The 16,265-nt window shown below is 68.6% G+C and carries 10 protein-coding genes; 7 read left to right on the forward strand and 3 right to left on the reverse strand.

Annotated elements, in window-relative coordinates; genetic code table 11:
• Nucleotides 1-209 precede the first annotated feature (209 nt).
• Nucleotides 210-1,214 carry an acetylxylan esterase gene (locus tag ACZ48Z_RS23650; RefSeq protein ID WP_468737850.1) on the reverse strand — a complete coding sequence of 335 codons (1,005 nt, stop codon included), beginning with the start codon at nt 1,212-1,214 and terminating at the stop codon, nt 210-212.
• Nucleotides 1,215-1,440: 226 nt separating this feature from the next.
• On the opposite strand from ACZ48Z_RS23650, the gene ACZ48Z_RS23655 reads away from it, so the two are divergent.
• The 5 genes from ACZ48Z_RS23655 (at nt 1,441) to ACZ48Z_RS23675 (ending at nt 7,733) form a co-directional block, all read left to right on the forward strand.
• Nucleotides 1,441-2,424 carry an ABC transporter permease gene (locus tag ACZ48Z_RS23655; RefSeq protein ID WP_468737851.1) on the forward strand — a complete coding sequence of 328 codons (984 nt, stop codon included), beginning with the start codon at nt 1,441-1,443 and terminating at the stop codon, nt 2,422-2,424.
• Nucleotides 2,418-3,290: a carbohydrate ABC transporter permease gene (locus tag ACZ48Z_RS23660; RefSeq protein WP_468737852.1), complete on the forward strand. Its 873-nt coding sequence runs from the start codon at nt 2,418-2,420 to the stop codon at nt 3,288-3,290. Before ACZ48Z_RS23655 ends, ACZ48Z_RS23660 begins: the two co-directional genes overlap by 7 nt.
• A 35-nt stretch (nt 3,291-3,325) precedes the next feature.
• A complete protein-coding gene (locus tag ACZ48Z_RS23665; RefSeq protein ID WP_468737853.1) occupies nt 3,326-4,981 on the forward strand; it encodes an ABC transporter substrate-binding protein in 1,656 nt (551 codons plus the stop codon).
• A 122-nt stretch (nt 4,982-5,103) separates the two neighbouring features.
• The gene (locus ACZ48Z_RS23670; RefSeq protein WP_468738041.1) at nt 5,104-5,727 is read left to right on the forward strand and encodes a YesL family protein; all 624 of its coding nucleotides are present in this window, start codon (nt 5,104-5,106) and stop codon (nt 5,725-5,727) included.
• Nucleotides 5,724-7,733, forward strand: a complete 2,010-nt coding sequence (locus ACZ48Z_RS23675) for a beta-galactosidase (RefSeq protein WP_468737854.1) — start codon at nt 5,724-5,726, stop codon at nt 7,731-7,733. The genes ACZ48Z_RS23670 and ACZ48Z_RS23675 overlap by 4 nt, the downstream gene beginning before the upstream one ends.
• Here the strand turns inward: ACZ48Z_RS23675 and ACZ48Z_RS23680 are convergent.
• Nucleotides 7,727-9,688: an alpha-glucuronidase gene (locus ACZ48Z_RS23680; RefSeq protein ID WP_468737855.1), complete on the reverse strand. Its 1,962-nt coding sequence runs from the start codon at nt 9,686-9,688 to the stop codon at nt 7,727-7,729. The genes ACZ48Z_RS23675 and ACZ48Z_RS23680 overlap by 7 nt on opposite strands.
• Before the next feature lie 20 nt (nt 9,689-9,708).
• Nucleotides 9,709-13,503 (reverse strand): GH92 family glycosyl hydrolase, encoded by a 3,795-nt coding sequence (locus ACZ48Z_RS23685; RefSeq protein ID WP_468737856.1) that lies wholly within the window; start codon nt 13,501-13,503, stop codon nt 9,709-9,711.
• Nucleotides 13,504-13,861: 358 nt separating this feature from the next.
• Between ACZ48Z_RS23685 and ngcE the strand changes: the two genes are divergently transcribed.
• Both ngcE and ACZ48Z_RS23695 read left to right on the forward strand, forming a co-directional pair.
• The gene (ngcE, locus tag ACZ48Z_RS23690; protein WP_468737857.1) at nt 13,862-15,322 is read left to right on the forward strand and encodes an N-acetylglucosamine/diacetylchitobiose ABC transporter substrate-binding protein; all 1,461 of its coding nucleotides are present in this window, start codon (nt 13,862-13,864) and stop codon (nt 15,320-15,322) included.
• A gap of 16 nt (nt 15,323-15,338) precedes the next feature.
• Nucleotides 15,339-16,265: a carbohydrate ABC transporter permease gene (locus ACZ48Z_RS23695; RefSeq protein ID WP_468737858.1), complete on the forward strand. Its 927-nt coding sequence runs from the start codon at nt 15,339-15,341 to the stop codon at nt 16,263-16,265.

Genomic DNA, 16,265 nt, shown 5'->3' on the forward strand with positions numbered 1-16,265 from the left:
CCCCCCCCCCCCCCCCCCCCCCCCCCCCCCCCCCCCCCCCCCCCCCCCCCCCCCCCCCCCCCCCCCCCCCCCCCCCCCCCCCCCCCCCCCCCACGACCGTGTCGGCACAGGGGGCACCGACGGCAGTTGGCGACGTACGTCTTCGCCGCGAAGGCGTTCAGTGCGCCGCAGGCAAGAGCATCACAAGCGAGGGGCCGGCCCGCACATGTTCACCCTGACGGCCGGCTGATCTCCAACACCCCCGCCAACCAGTCGAGTTGGCGGCGCACGTGCACCGCGTCGCCGCCCTCGTGGCCGTTGTACGGATAGGCGTGGATCTCCTTGCGGGGGTCCGCGCCGGCCAGTTCCCCGTAGCGGTTGAAGGCCGCGTACGCCCCGCTCGGCGGGCACACCGTGTCGCGCAGGCCCACCCCGAAGTGGGCCGGCGCGGCAGCGCGCCGGGCGAAGGAGACGCCCTCCACATACGAGAGCGTGCGATACACGGCCTCCTCCGCGCCCCGGTGCACGGTGAGGTACGCGGTGATCTCGCCGTAGGGGCTCGCGTCGGTGAGGTCCAGGGCGCGCCGGATGCCGCACAGGAAGGGCGCGGTGACCAGGACTGCCGCCAGGTCGGGCACGAGTCCCGCGACGGCCAGCGCGAGACCGCCGCCCTGGCTGTTGCCGACGGCCGCGACGCGCTGCCCGTCCACACCCGGCAGCGCCCGCACCGCGGCCACCGCGCGCACCGCGTCCGTGATCAGGCGGCGGTAGTGGTAGTCGCGCGGGTCGAGCAGTCCGCGTGCCGCGGGGCCCGGCCCGCCCGGTGCCGAGGCGTGCGGGTCGGGGGTCGCGCCACCGTTGCCGTACTGGTCGCCCTGGCCGCGGTTGTCCATCAGCAGATGCGCGTAACCGGCGTTCACCCAGGTCAGCCGCTCGTGCGGCAGGCCGCGGCCGCGACCGTAGCCCGCGTACTCGACGACCGCCGGAAGTGGCTCGCGTACTCCGGCGGGTCTGCTGTACCAGGCGCGCACCGGATCGGCGGCGAAGCCCCGGAAGGTGACGTCCCAGGTCTTTGTCAGTCGTAGGCCGCTGTCCACCGGGCGCACCGACACCAACGGGTCGCCCTGTGCCGCCTCTTTCAGGGTGTCACGCCAGAACTCGTCGAAATCCGGGGGTTCCCGGACATCGGGGCGGTACCGCTCCAGCTCCGTCGGCGGCAGATCGAACGCAGGCACAGGGCACCTCGCATGAATCGGTCCAAGTAATGAAACTTGCGGAGGGGAAAGGGAGTTGGTGTCGCGGTTCTACCCCGCTCCCGCAGGCTCCCATGCCTCGCCCTCACCCCAGGTATCTCATGCGTGACCCATTGACAGCGCTTTCTCGATGCCTCTAAGTTGCCGCGAAGTTACCGGTAAGAGCTCGAAAGTTTCGGTTCCGTGCCTCCGTCTGAGAGGACCGAGCATGAGCACATCCGTCAAGTCGGCCTCTCCACCGTCCGGCATCGAAGACCCACCGGGAGCGGTCACCCGTCGTCCCGCCCGGCGTGGCCACCGGCGCCGGGCGCTGCGTCGCGACTGGCAGCTGTACTCCCTCGCCGTCCTGCCGCTGCTGTTCTTCCTGGTCTTCCGCTATCTGCCGATGATCGGCAACGTGATCGCCTTCCGGCGCTTCCAGCCCGGCGGTTCGATGTTCGGCGAGGACTGGGTGGGCCTGCGCTATGTGCGCATGTTCCTGAGCGACCCGACGTTCTGGCAGGTGTTCCGCAACACCCTGTGGCTCGGCGGGCTCACGCTCGTGTTCTGCTTCCCCATCCCGATCGTCCTCGCGCTCCTGCTCAACGAGGTGCGCCGGCGCTCCCTCAAGCGGTTCGTGCAGTCGGTGTCCTACCTCCCGCACTTCCTGTCGATCGTCATCGTCGCGGGCCTCACCCTGCAGATGCTCGCCACCGACGGCCCGGTCAACCACGCCCTCGGCCTGCTCGGCCACGACGAGATCCGCTTCATCCAGGAACCCGAATGGTTCCGCACGATCTACGTCGGCTCCGAGATCTGGCAGACCGCCGGCTGGGGCACGATCCTCTACCTCGCCGCGCTCACCACCATCGACGAGGACCTGTACGAGGCCGCGCGCATCGACGGCGCGGGCCGTCTGCGGCAGATCTGGCACGTCACCCTGCCCGGCATCCGCCCCACCATGATCACGCTGCTGATCCTCAACGTCGGCACCTTCATGGCCGTCGGCTTCGAGAAGGTCCTGCTGCTGTACAACCCGCTGACCTACCCGACCGCCGACGTGATCTCGACGTACGTGTACCGGGCGGGTGTCGAGTCCAACAGCTTCAGTTACGCCGCCGCCATCGGCCTCTTCGAGGCGGTCATCGGCCTGTTCCTGATCATGACCGCCAACACCCTGTCGCGCCGCACGGTGGGGACCAGCCTGTGGTGAGGCCGAGCCGTTCCACCCGCGTCTTCCAGGGCGTCAACGGGGTCGTCCTCACCCTCGTCGTGGTCGTGACCCTGTACCCGTTCGTGAACATCGTCGCGAGGTCCTTCAGCGGGGAGCGCCAGATCAGGGCCGGCGAAGTCACCCTGTGGCCCAGGGGGTTCAACCTCACCACGTACAAGATCGTGTTCCAGGACTCGATGTTCTGGCGGAACTACGGCAACACGGTCTTCTACACCGTCGTGGGCACCGCCATCGCCATGGTCCTGACGACCTGTTACGCCTACGTCCTGTCGAAGAAGCACCTCAAGGGGCGCGGAGTCCTCGTCGGCATCGCCGTGTTCACGATGTTCTTCACCGGCGGCCTGATCCCCAACTACGTCCTGATCACCAGCCTCGGACTGAAGAACAGCGTCTGGGCGATCGCCCTGCCCAACGCGATCAGTGTCTTCAACCTGCTGGTGATGAAGGCCTTCTTCGAGAGCCTGCCGGCCGAACTGGAGGAGGCCGCCCAGATCGACGGCCTCAACACCTACGGCATCCTGCTCAGGGTCGTGCTGCCGCTGTCCAAGGCGGTCGTCGCGACCATGGTGCTCTTCTACACGGTGTCCTTCTGGAACTCCTGGTTCAGCGCGTTCCTCTACATGGACCACTCCGACCTGATGCCGGTCACCGTCTATCTGCGCAACCTCATCGCGGGCGCCACCGGCGGCGGCAACGCCGGTGCCAGTACGGCGGAGCTGAGCCAGGTCGGCGCGAGCATCCAGGCGGTCACGATCGTGCTCACCGCGCTCCCGATCATCTGCGTGTACCCGTTCGTCCAGCGCTTCTTCGTCTCGGGCGTGATGCTCGGCGCGGTCAAGGGCTGACACCCCCACCTCAGCTACGCACCAAGGGAGTCCCCGTGAAGAACGCAGGAGAGCTGTCGCGGCGTCAGATCCTGGCCGCCGCGGGCTTCATCGGCCTCGCCGGCCTCACCGGCTGCGGCAGCGGCGACGACGGAGGCGACTCCAAGGACCTCTCCAAGAAGCAGAACGGCGCGATGAAGGACTACCGGGCCGGCCAGCAGTTCAAGGCAGCCAAGGCACTGTCCTTCTCGATGCTGCACAACGACAACCCGGTCTACCCCCTCAAGAGCAGCTGGCTGTTCTGGAAGGAGGTCACCAAGCGCACCGGGATCACCGTCAAGCCCCTCGACGTACCGCTGGCCGACTACGAGAAGAAGCGCAGCGTCCTCATCGGCGCGGGCGACGCCCCCGCCATCATCCCGAAGACGTACCACCCCGGCGAGGTCGCCTTCGTGTCCTCGGGCGCGATCCTCCCCGTCAGCGAGTACGTCGACCTGATGCCCAACTTCCGGGACAAGGTGAAGAAGTGGCGCCTTGAACCCGAACTCGACTCCATCCGCCAGTCCGACGGCAAGTACTACCTGCTGCCCGGCCTGCACGAGCGGCCCAAGTCCGGCTACTCGCTGTCCTTCCGCACGGACATCCTCGACAAGCACGGGCTGGCCCTGCCGAACACCTGGGACGAGGTGTACGACGTCCTCAAGGCGCTCAAGGCGGAGTACCCCGGCAAATACCCGTGGACCGACCGCTGGAGCACCAACACCCCCTTCCCGTGCGGGGCGTTGTTCGGCTATCTCGGACAGGCCCACGGCGTGAAGGCCGGCTGGAACTACGACAACATCAGCTTCGACACCAAGGCGCAGAAGTTCGTCTTCACGGCCACCCAGGACGCCTACCGGCAGATGATCGAGTACCTGAGAAAGGTCGTCGCCGAGAAGCTCCTTGACCCCGAGAGCTTCACCCAGCAGGACGACCAGGCCATACAGAAACTGCTGGCCGAGAAGTCCTATGTGATCAGCGCCAACCCGCAGGAGCTGGTGCAGAACTACCGCTACAACCTGGGCAAGCAGGTCAAGGGCTCGAAGATCGAGATGGTCCCGGTGCCGCTCGGCCCGGCAGGCCCGATCCTGCTGAGCGGCATCCGGCTGGAGAACGGCCTCATGATCTCCAGCAAGGCCCTCAAGAGCGACACCTTCGTCGCGATGATGCAGTTCGTGGACTGGCTCTGGTACTCCGACGAAGGCCAGAAGTTCTGCAAGTGGGGCGTGGAAGGCGTCACTTACACCGAGTCCGGCGGCAAGTACACGCTGGAGCCCGGGATCTCGCTCATGGGCTCCGACCCCGACGCCCCGAAGGACCTCCAGAAGGACTACGGGTTCTTCAACGGCGTCTTCACCTACGGCGGCAGCTGGGAGCTGGTCTCCTCCAACTTCGGCCCGGACGAGAAGAAGTTCCAGGACGTCATGTCCCAGCGCAGGCAACTCCCCGTCGACCCGGCGCACCCGCTGCAGTCCTTCGAGCAGGAACAGGCCACCCTCTGGGACACCCCGCTCAAGGACACCGCCATCCAGAACACCCTCAAGTTCGTCCTCGGCAAGCGGCCGATGTCCGAATGGGACGCCCACGTCGCCGAGTTGAAGTCGAAGAACATGCAGCAGCTCGTCGACCTGCACAACAAGGCCCACGAACGGTTCAAGAAGGAGAACGGGTGATCCTCAGCACCGGCTCCCGGCAGACGGGTCAGTGGGCGGCACCGGCCCGCGACACCACGGCACCGGCCACCGGCTCCGCCGTTTCCTTCGGCACCGGCCCCCTCTCCCGCGCCGCCGCCCTCATCCACACCCTCGTCACCGTCGAGGCCCTGCTGCTCGTCGCGGCCTCCCCGGGACTGGCGGGACTGCTCCTGCTCGGTCCCGACCCGGCCAACCTCCCCCTCGCCGCCGTATGCCTGCTGCCCCTCGGCCCGGCTACGGCCGCCGCCCTGTACGCCCTCCACCACCGCGACCGCGACCTCGCCGACCTCCACCCGGCCCGGGCCTACTGGCGCGGCTGGCGCCTCAACGCGCTTCCCTCGCTCACACTGTGGTTCCCGCTGCTGGCCTGGCTCACGGTCATCGCCTTCACGCTGACCCACTTCTCGGCCACCGGCCTGCCCGGCTGGTGGGCGGTCCTGCTCGCGGCGATCGGTGCCGGTTCCCTCCTCTGGGGCGCGCACGCGCTCGTCCTGACCGCCCTGTTCGCCTTCCGGGCCAGGGACACCGCACGCCTCGCCGGTCACTTCCTCTTCCGGCACGGCCGCGCCACCCTCAAAGCGGCCTCGCTGCTCGTCCTGGCCGCCACCGCAACCGTCGTACTGACCGAGGCCCTGCCCGCCCTGCTGGCCGCCCCGTTCCTGCTGTCCCTGCTGCACAGCAGCCGTCCGGTGATCGCCGAGACCCAGGAGGACTTCACGGTATGAGCCCGTCGAGCGCCAAGATCCCGTACGGCGGTGACTACAACCCCGAACAGTGGCCGCAGGACGTCCGGGACGAGGACCACCGCCTGTTCACCCGGGCCGGTATCGACACCCTCACCGTCGGCGTCTTCTCCTGGGCCCTCACCCAACCCGCCGAGGACACCCACGACTTCACGGACCTCGACCGCATCCTCGACCGCGCGGCCGCCGAGGGCCGACACGTCTGCCTGGCCACCGGCACGGCCGCCCTGCCGCCCTGGATCGCGCGCAAGTACCCCGAGGTCAACCGCACCGACTTCGAGGGCCGCCGACATCGCTACGGCCAGCGCCACAACTTCTGCCCCAGCTCACCGGCGTACCGCAGACTCGCCACGGGAATCGCGGCCCGGCTCGCCGAACGCTACGCCGACCACCCGGCGCTGCTCGCCTGGCACATCAACAACGAGTACGGCGGCGTCTGTTACTGCGAGCTGTGCGCGGAGGCCTTCCGCGAGTGGCTGCGCGACAAGTACGACGGCCTCGACGCACTCAACGACGCCTGGTGGACCACCTTCTGGTCGCACCGCTTCACCGACTGGGCCGAGATCGAGCCCCCGAGCGCCCTGACCGAGCACTGGCGGGGTCCCGACCACACCGCCTTCCAGGGCATCACGCTCGACTACTTCCGCTTCACCACCGACGCGCTGCTCGGCTGCTTCCTCGCCGAGAAGGAGGTGATCCGCGCCCATGACCCGGTCACCCCCGTGACGACCAACTTCATGGGCATGTTTCGCCCCCTCGACTACCACCGCTGGGCGCCCCATCTCGACTTCGCGTCCTGGGACAGCTACCCGCCCCTCGACGCCCCGCCGACCTGGGCCGCCCTGGCCCACGACCTGATGCGGGGCCTCAAGGACGGGTCTCCGTTCTGGCTGATGGAGCAGACCCCGTCCACGACGGCCTGTCGTGACGTCAACCCGCTGCGCAGGCCGGGGGAGTTGCGCCTGGCCACCTTCCAGGCGATCGCTCACGGCGCCGACGCGGCCCTGTACTTCCAGCTGCGCGCCTCCCGTGGCGCCTGCGAGAAGTACCACGGGGCGGTGATCGGCCACGCGGGCCGCGACGACACTCGTGTCTTCCGTGAAGTGGCCGAGCTGGGACGCGAGTTGGAGGTCATGGGCGACGCGTCTCTGGGCGCCCGCACCCCCGCCCGCACCGCGCTGCTCTTCGACTGGGACAGCTGGTGGGCCCTGGAGATCTCCGACGGCCCCTCGCGGCTGGTCAGGTACCAGGAGGTGGTCCACGCCTACTACCGCGCCGCCCGGGAGGCCGGCGCGGACGTGGACGTCGTCCCGCACACCGCCGACCTCACCCCGTACGACGTGGTCCTCGCCCCCGTCCTGCACATGGTCAAGGGCGACCTCGCCGCCCGCCTCGAAGCGGTGGCGGCCCGCGGCGGCACCGTCCTCACCACCTTCCTCTCCGGCCGCGTCGACGCACACGACCGCGCCTTCCCCGCCGACGTCCCCGGCCCCCTCGCGCCCCTCATGGGCATCCGGATCGACGAATGGGACGCGCGCCCAACGGAGTTCACCCAGCCCGTCCCGGAGCTCGGCTCGCAGGGGCGGCTCGTCTTCGAGATCGTGCGGCTGCGAGGGGCCGAGACGGTCGCCACGTACGGCGCCGACTTCTACGCGGGGACCCCCGCCGTCACCCGCAACCAGTACGGGCAGGGCGAGGGCTGGTACATCGCCACCGCCCTCGACCAGCCGGGCGTGAACCGGGTGGTCCACCGCGTCCTGGCCCGCCACGGCCTGATCGGCCCGTACACCGGCCACGAGGGACTGGAGACGGCGGCCAGGACAGCCCCCGACGGAACCCGGCTGCTGTTCCTTCTCAACCACACAGCGGAGCCGGCCCGGTTGACGGCCCACGCCACCGCCACCGATCTGCTCACGGGGAAGCGGACGGCGACGGGCGCCCCGCTCACTCTCGACCCGCGGGGCGTCGCCGTCCTGCGCCTTCAGTAGATGTGCCGCCCCCGCGCGTCCGGCACCCCCGACTTGCGGAAGAAGTAGCTGTTGATCTGATCGCGCCACTCGCGGGCACTGCGGAGCTGTTCCCCGAACCGCTCCGTCACCCGCGCGTGCCGCGCCGGATCCACGAGCTCCGCCAGCGAGGCCCACACCTCCCGGGCCGCCTCGACCTCCTCGACACCCTCGAAGTGTGTGTCGTAGATGTGCTGGATCACCGTCTTGCCGCTCTTCAGCATGTGCCCGTACGACACGTGGTGGAAGAACAGCAGCAGCTCGTCGGGGCAGGTCTCCCGAGACTCGTACACCTCGGCCCAGGGCTTCGCGTACTGCCCCGCGTACCCGGTCCCGCTCGCCACGCTCCGGTCCACGCCGATGCCGTCCCGGTCGGCGAAGTGGTAGGTGCCCCACGGGCTGTACTCGTAGCCGTCGACGCTCGGCCCGTAGTGGTGCCCCGGCTGGACCATGAAGCCCACGCCCAGGGGAGCGGTGTACTTCTCGTACGTCCGCCACGAACCGGTCAGCACGGCGCGCACCCCCGCTGCCGGACCGTCCCCGAAGGTGAGCGCGATCCATTCGTCGAGGATGCCCCGCGGATCCGCGGCCGGTTCCCAGGCCAGCCGGCCGAAGGTGTACAGGTTCGCCTGAGCCAGCGGATGCCCGGTCCAGAACGGGTCGTCCCCGACGTTGGAGACGGCGACCAGCCCACCGCGCGCCCTGGAACCCACCGAGGATTCCCCGTCGATCCCGAACCGCAGCACCTCGCTCCACATCGGCCCCAGCCAGCACACGTGCCGCTGCTGCCCGGTGTACTCCTGCGTGGCCTGCAGCTCCACCGCAAGCCGTGTGCGCGGCATCGCCCCGATCAGCGGTGAGACCGGCTCCCGCACCTGGAAGTCCAGCGGCCCGTGCTTGACCTGGAGGACGGCGTTGTCGGCGAACTCCCCGTCCAGCGGCACGAAATGGTCGTACGCGGCCCGCGCCCGGTCCGTCGAGCGGTCCCGCCAGTCCTGGCGGTGGTCGTAGACGAAGGCCCGCCAGTGGACCGTACCGCCGTACCCCGCGGCGCAGCCGCTGTCGGATACCGCCAGAGCGGCGGCCAGCATGTTCGCACCGTCGGCATGCGTGCGGCCGTAGGCGAACGGACCGGGCTGTCCCTCCGAGTCGGCCTTCACCACGAACCCGCCGAAGTCGGGGATCGCCGCGTACACCCGCGCGGCCGCCTCGGCCCACCACGCCCGCACCGCCCCGTCGAGGGGATCCGCGGTCGGCAGCCCGCCCAGCACGACCGGCGCCGCGAAGGTGACCGACAGGTGCGTCCGGATGCCGTACGGCCGCAACGCGCCCGCGATGGCGGCCACTTCACCGATCCGCTCGGTCAGCAGCCGCGCCTCGGCCGCGTGCACGTTGACGTTGTTGACGGCCACGGCGTTGATCCCGCAGGCCGCCAGCAGCCTGCCGTACGCACGCACCCGGTCCAGGTCACCGCGCGCCCGGCCGTCCCGCCAGAACAGCGATCCGCCCGCGTACCCGCGCTCCACCTGGCCCATGACCGGATGCACGGCCACGTTGTCCCAGTGGTCGAGCATCCGCAGCGCCGTCCCGGGTTGGTGCTCCTCGCGTCGGGCCGCGCCCCGGAACGCCGCCTCCCCGAGCCGCACCACATGGAAGAATCCGTACAGCAGTCCGCGCGCACCGGTCGCGGTGACGGTCGTGCATCCGTCACCGCGCTCGTACCGGAACCCCTCGGAGCCGTCGTCGCCGTCCAGCTCCAACACCAGGTCGTGCGAACCCGGTTCACGGGAGACGCTGCCACCGAACCGTGCGCAGGCCTCCGTCACCTCGCCGTGCACCGTGTCCACCAGCGGACCCGAGCCGCGGATCAGGGTCCGCCGGGTGCCGATCGGCCGGAACACACCGTCCGGCAGCCAGGCCGGATCGACACCCTGCATGGAACCCCCAACGCACGTGCTCAGGCGAGCAGTTCGACCTCCGACACGACCGCCTCGCCGTCGAGCACCAGGCGGTACCTCCCGTACGTACCCGGGGACCTCACGGTGAACGCCCGTGTCTGCCGGTCCCATGCGAAGGACTCCCCGGACCGCCGGTCGAGGGTCTTCCACGTGGTTCCGTCGTCCGAGCCCTGGAGTGTCCAGCCGGTCGGCGCCTTCGTGTGGTCCGAGGACGAAGTCACCGTGTACTGCACGCCCTTGACCCGCCGGGACGCCGGCAGATCCACCGAGGTCACGGCCGCGTCCGTCGCAGAGGTGTTGTCGAACAGGGCCCCGTCGCCGGTGAGCACATCCGCACGCGGCGTCGGCACCTTGTCGTCCTGGGTGATCGACACCGGCGCGGCGTGCCTGCCCGTGCCCCACTTCGACGGCCGGGGACCCATGTCGAAGTCCAGGACGGCACCCTTGGCCAGTACCGAGTGGGGGAGTGAAGTCGACGTCCACGTGCGGCCGTTGACCTCGAGTCCCTGCACGTACACGTTGCGTGCGCTGTTCTTCGGAGCCCGGACCACCAGCTCGCGGCCGTTCTCCAGATGGACCGTCGCCTTGGTGAACAGCGGTGAGCCGACGGCGTATTCGCCGCTGCCCATCACCAACGGGTAGAAGCCCAGGGCCGAGAACAGATACCAGGCCGACTGCTCGCCGTTGTCCTCGTCACCGTGGTAGCCCTGCCCGATCTCGCTGCCGACGTAGAGCCGCGACAGCACCTCGCGGACGTTCTTCTGTGTCTTCCAGGGCTGACCGGCCGCGTCGTACATGTAGGTGACGTGGTGGGCGACCTGGTTGGAGTGCCCGTACATGCCCATCCGGACGTCCCGCGCCTCCGTCATCTCGTGGATGACACCACCGTAGGAGCCGACGAAGTCGGGTGAGGCCGTCTCGGGCGTCGCGAAGTACTCGTCCAGTTTCTCCGCCAGCCCGCTGCGGCCGCCGTAGAGGTTGGCGAGACCCCGGCTGTCCTGCGGGGCGGTGAAGGCATAGCCCCAGCCGTTGGTCTCGGTGTAGTCGTAGCCCCACACGCGGGGGTCGTAACCCGACGACTCCACACGCCACTTGCCCGCCGCGTCCCTGCCCTGGAAGAAGCCCGCCTTCGGGTCGAAGAGGTTCACATAGTCCCGGGCCCGGTCGAGGAAGTACTCCGACTCCTCCTTGTACCGCTTCTCGCCGGTCCTGGCGTACAGCGCCTGTCCCATCCGGGCGATGCCGTAGTCGTTGACGTAACCCTCCAGGGCCCAGGACAGGCCCTCGTGGGTGTCCGTGCCGGTGTAGCCGAGGAAGGGCGAGGTCGCCATGCCCTTGCGGCCCACGCCGGAGGAGGGGGGCGCCACCGTGGCGTTCTTCAGGGCCGCGTCGTACGCCGACCTCGCGTCGAAGTCGACACCCTTGACGTACGCGTCCGCGAAGGCGACGTCCGAGGAGGTGCCGGTCATCAGGTCCGCGTACCCGGGGGAGGACCAGCGCGAGGTCCAGCCGCCGTCCTTGTACTGCTGGACGAAGCCGTCGACCATCTCGCCCGCCTGAGAGGGCGTCAGCAGCGAGTACGCCGGCCAGGTCGTCCGATAGGTGTCCCAGAAACCGTTGTTGACGTACACCTTGCCGTCGACGATCTTCGCCCCGGTGTGCGTCGGGGTGTCAGGACCCGGCATCGGCGAGAAGGGCGAGGCGTACCGGTACGCCGAACCCACTTTCTCGAAGCCCGAGTTGGGGTACAGATACAGCCGGTACATGCTGGAGTACAGGGTGGTCAGCTGGTCCTCGGTCGCACCCTCGACCTCGACCTTGCCGAGCAGCCGGTCCCACTGCCGCTGCGCCCGGTCGCGCACCGTCTCGAAGGACGTGCCGTCGGGGATCTCCTGGCGCAGGTTGTCCTTGGCCTGGTCGAGGCTGATGAGAGAGGTCGCCAGACGCAGTGTGACGGCCCCGTCGTCGGCTTTGAACCGCATGTACCCCTTGACCCCGCTCGACGCGCCGTCCGTCACGGGCCGGTCGAAGACCCCGTACACGAAGAGCCGCGTGGCCCCGGTCGACAGCCCGGACTTGACGTCGGAGTACCCGGTGACGACACCCGCCGACGTGCCGAGCGTCAGCCCCGCCTGGTCCGTGACGTTGTCGAAGAGCACGCTCGCGTCGTCGCCCGGGTAGGTGAAGCGCAGGGCCGCCGCGTGGTCGGTCGGCGCCATCTCCGCCTTCAGCCCGTTCTCGAACCGCACCCCGTAGTAGTACGGCCGCGCGGTCTCGTTCTCGTGCCGGAAGGCCAGCTCCCGCGCCTCACGGCCGGTGTCCGGGGTTCCGGAGGCGGCCGACGGCATCACCTGGAAGGTCTGCCGGTCGCCCATCCACGGACTCGGCTCGTGGCTCGCGCTGAACGCCTGGATCGTCGGCAGGTTGTCGATGTTGTTGGCCCGGGCGTAGTCGTAGAGCCAGCTCAGCGAGGACGCGTTGGTCACCGGCGTCCAGAAGTTGAAACCGTGCGGGACGGCGGTCGCCGGGAAGTCGTTGCCGCGCGAGAAGCCGCCGCTGGACTGGGTGCCCCGGGTGGTGAGCGCGTAGTCGGACAGATGTGCCTTGGGCTTCTCCGGCGCGGCCCGCTCCAGCGTCACGTCGTCCAGCCAGCCCCGGAACCTCGCCGGCCCGCCCGGGGAGTCGTACCCGAGAAGGATCCGGTCGACGGTCTTCCCGGCCGCGACCGACCCGATCCGCGAGACCACGTTGTTCCACTGGTTGACGTAGAGCGCCTTCGAGGCGCCCTGTCCCCGCGGTGAGAGCGTGAATCCGTGCTGGTCGCGCGCCCCGAGGCCGCTCAGGAAGGTCCCGTCGGTGAAGGCGAGGTCCACCGACACGTTCGTCGCGTCGTAGTCCCGGTCGCCGTCGGCCATCGAGGGGAAGATCCGGTACGACAGCCGGGTCCGCGAGTCCACCGCCAGGTCCACGTCGAAGACCTTGTTGTACGAGTACGCCCGGCCGTCCGCGGTGTGCCGACCGGCGTAACGCAGCGCTCTCGTTCCGGTGAATCCGGCGCCCGCCTTCGCCGTGGGCGACCCGCTCGGCCCCCGGTCGACCAGCGAGAGCATGTCCTGCGGCACCGGCCCGCCGCCTCCGCCCGTGGAGAACTGCACGTCGGCGAGCTGGAGAAGGCCGGAGGCGCCGTTGTTCGCCGTGATGTCCAGCCGGAAGTGCCGGTACTCGGCGACGGCGTCCTGCGGGATGTCGTACGACTTCGTCTGGAACCGTTCGGCGAACGTCTCACCCGTCCGGGTGTCGAGGGTCTTCCAGTCCTTGCCGTCCGCCGAGCCCTCAAGCGTCCAGTCCCGGGGATCCCGCTCGGCGAAGTCGTTGGCCGAGGTCAGCGCGTAGGTGACCGCCTTGACCGGTTTGTCCAGGTCGAACTCGGCCCAGCCGGTGGACGCGAAGACCAGCCACTTGGTGCCCGGCTCGCCGTCGACGAGGTTCTCCTTCACCTCGCCGCCGCCGGTGTTCTCGGCGCTCGCCCGGACGTCCGTGACGTGGTCGGTGACATTGCCGGGGATGCCGGTGCTGTAGCCGCCGTCGACGCCCGAGGCCCTGCCGTCGTCGACGCTGTTGATCCAGTCGGGGGCGGGGTCGCCCGCCTCGAAGGACGAGGTGAACTCCCCGTCGGCCCGAGGGGCGGCCCCGGGCAGGGCGACCGCCGCGCCCAGCGAGGCCACCGTCACGCAAAAGGCGGCCGTGATCACGACCGCCGTACTCCGTCCGAGTCGATTTCGGTACCGATCCATCGGCGAGTACCCTCCCTGCACGAGGACGGACAACGTTGTCAGCAATGTCGTGCAAGGATCAGTAGTGGCCCAAGTGCATAGTGATGTCAAGGGGGTTGACTGCGCCATTCGGGGCCTATGTCGCGGATTTTTCCGGCAAGCTTCGCACAGGGCGCTCATATTTCCGTGAGGTCTCAACTCGGAAAAGACCCATGGCCAACCTTGCATTCGATCTTGCTCCGCCGACCGGAAGTGGACTATACCTGTCGGCAATTCACCCCTCTTTCACGAACCTCCTGCACGAACCTGCTTGACCTGACCGCGGTGCCGGGAGGATCCGGTTCACCGCCTGAGTCCTGGAGAAGGCGAGGACTTGAGCATGGGATCCACTACCGCCGAGAACGACACGAACGGCTCCGCAGGTGTAGGCCGCCGAGATCTGATCAAACGGTCGGCCGCGCTCGGACTGATCTCCGTCCCGACGATGAGCTTCCTGTCCGCCTGCGCCAGCAGTGGCGGCGACGACAGCGGTGACAAGGCCAAGGCGGGCAAGAAGACCGCCAAGAACCCGCTGGCCGTCAACGACACGGCGCAGATGGAGTTCGTCCTGTTCGACGGTGGTTTCGGCAAGGAGTACGCCGAGGACGCCGTGAAGATCTACGAGAAGAACTTCCCCAAGGCCACGGTGAAGTTCTCCGCCACCCAGAAGATCCAGTCCACGCTCCAGCCCCGCTTCAACCAGGGCACCCCGCCCGACCTCATCGACAACTCGGGCGCCGAGCAGATGGACATGGGCGTCCTGGTCGGCAAGAAGCAGCTCGCCGACCTCACCCCGCTCCTGGACGCGCCGTCCTACGACGACCCGAACAAGAAGGTCCGCGACACCCTGCGCCCCGGGATCGTCGAGATGGGCCAGTTCGACGGCGACCCGGTGTGGATCATGTACTACGCGTACACGGTCTACGGCGTCTGGTACTCGCAGAAGGCCCTGGACTCGCTCGACGCGGAGTACCCGAAGACCTGGGACGAGATGCTCGCCGTGTGCGAGAAGGCCAAGAAGAAGGGCATGGCGGGCTGGACGTACGCGGGCAAGTACCCGTACTACCTCCCCTTCTCGCTGTACCCGATGATCGGCAAGGTCGGCGGTGTCGAGGTCCTGGACGCCATCGACAACCTGGAGCCGAACGCCTGGAAGAACCCGGCGGTCAAGGCGTGTTTCGAGGCCTACTACGAGCTCTACAAGAAGGGTTACGTCCTCAAGGGCACCCCGGGTCTCGACCACATCCAGTCCCAGACCGCCTGGGCCCAGGGCAAGGCGCTGTTCATCCCGAACGGCTCCTGGGTGGAGAACGAGTCGGCGAACGTCATCCCCAAGGACTTCGACCTCGCGGTCTCCGCGCCCACCGGCATCGACTCCTCCGACAAGATGCCCTTCGGCACCATCTGGGCCTCCGGCGGTGAGCCCTTCATCGTCCCGGCCAAGGCGAAGAACACCGCGGGCGGCATGGAGCAGCTGCGCATCATGCTCAGCGAGGCGTCCTCGAAGAACTTCACGTCCAAGGTGAAGTCGCTGACCGCCTACAACGGCGGCACCGAGGGCATCACCCTCACCCCGGGCCTCAAGTCCGGTGTGGCGGCGCTGAAGCTGGCCGGCGACAACGTGGTGAACCCGCGTCTGCAGGACTGGTACGTACAGCTCCAGAAGGAGCAGATCGGGGTGGCGGGTCTCGGCGAGATGATGGCCGGCCGGCTCACTCCGGCGGAGGCCATCAAGAAGATCCAGGGCTACGCCGACGCGGCCGCGAAGGACTCGTCGATCAAGCACTACAAGCACCAGTAACAGCGACGGAGCAGCGATGCAGCACGGCAAGTACCGGTTCATCGTGGGGTTTCTGGCGCTGCCCCTGGGACTGTACGCGCTATTCGTGGTATGGCCGTTCATCCAGTCCATCTACTACTCGTTCACGGACTGGACCGGCCTGAGCCCCGAATTCAAGATGGTCGGCCTGGACAACTACCGGAGGATGCTGGACGACGAGATCTTCTGGAAGTCCTTGCAGCACAGCTTGATCTTCGCGCTCGTGCTGCCGCTGGTGACGATCAGCCTGGCGCTGTTCTTCTCCTTCATGATCAATGTCGGCGGACGGAAAAGGAAGGGAGGCCCGGTCGTCACCGGCGTCCGGGGCTCCTCCTTCTACAAGATCGTCTATTTCTTCCCGCAGGTCCTCTCGATCGCGATCGTCGCCCTGCTGTTCGCCTTCGCGTACAACCCGGACAGCGGGTCGATCAACTCGGTGCTGCGGGGGATCGGGCTCGGCAGCGTCCAGCCCCTGTGGCTGGGCGACCCGAGCCTCGCCCTGTGGGCCGTCATGGCGGTGCTGGTGTGGTCCACGGTGGGCTTCTTCGTGGTCCTGTTCTCCGCCGGCATGGCCTCCATCCCGGCGGACCTGTACGAGGCCGCGCTGCTCGACGGGGCGGGCCGGGCCAGCACGTTCTTCCGCATCACCCTGCCGCTGCTGTGGGACACCGTGCAGTCCGGCTGGGTCTACATGGGCATCCTCGCGCTGGGTGCCGAGTCGTTCGCGGTCGTACAGATCATGACGACCGGGCCCGGCGGTCCCGACTACTCGACCACCGTCATGGTCCTGTACGTGTACCAGAAGGCGTTCCGTGACGGACAGGCCGCCTACGCCACCACCATCGGCGTCGCCCTGCTCGTCGTCACGCTGGCGTTCGCCGCCCTCGTGATGCGGCTGGGCCGACGCGAGCGGCTGGAGTACTGA

The sequence above is a fragment of the Streptomyces sp. NPDC031225 genome, from assembly GCF_055570355.1.

Bases quoted from the DNA above. Each gene is read 5' to 3' on its own strand.
- ACZ48Z_RS23655 (WP_468737851.1), top strand. From the start codon at position 1,441: ATGAGCACATCCGTCAAGTCGGCCTCTCCACCGTCCGGCATCGAAGAC.
- ACZ48Z_RS23675 (WP_468737854.1), top strand. From the start codon at position 5,724: ATGAGCCCGTCGAGCGCCAAGATCCCGTACGGCGGTGACTACAACCCC.
- ACZ48Z_RS23680 (WP_468737855.1), bottom strand. From the start codon at position 9,688: ATGCAGGGTGTCGATCCGGCCTGGCTGCCGGACGGTGTGTTCCGGCCG.
- ACZ48Z_RS23685 (WP_468737856.1), bottom strand. From the start codon at position 13,503: ATGGATCGGTACCGAAATCGACTCGGACGGAGTACGGCGGTCGTGATC.
- ngcE (WP_468737857.1), top strand. From the start codon at position 13,862: ATGGGATCCACTACCGCCGAGAACGACACGAACGGCTCCGCAGGTGTA.
- ACZ48Z_RS23695 (WP_468737858.1), top strand. From the start codon at position 15,339: ATGCAGCACGGCAAGTACCGGTTCATCGTGGGGTTTCTGGCGCTGCCC.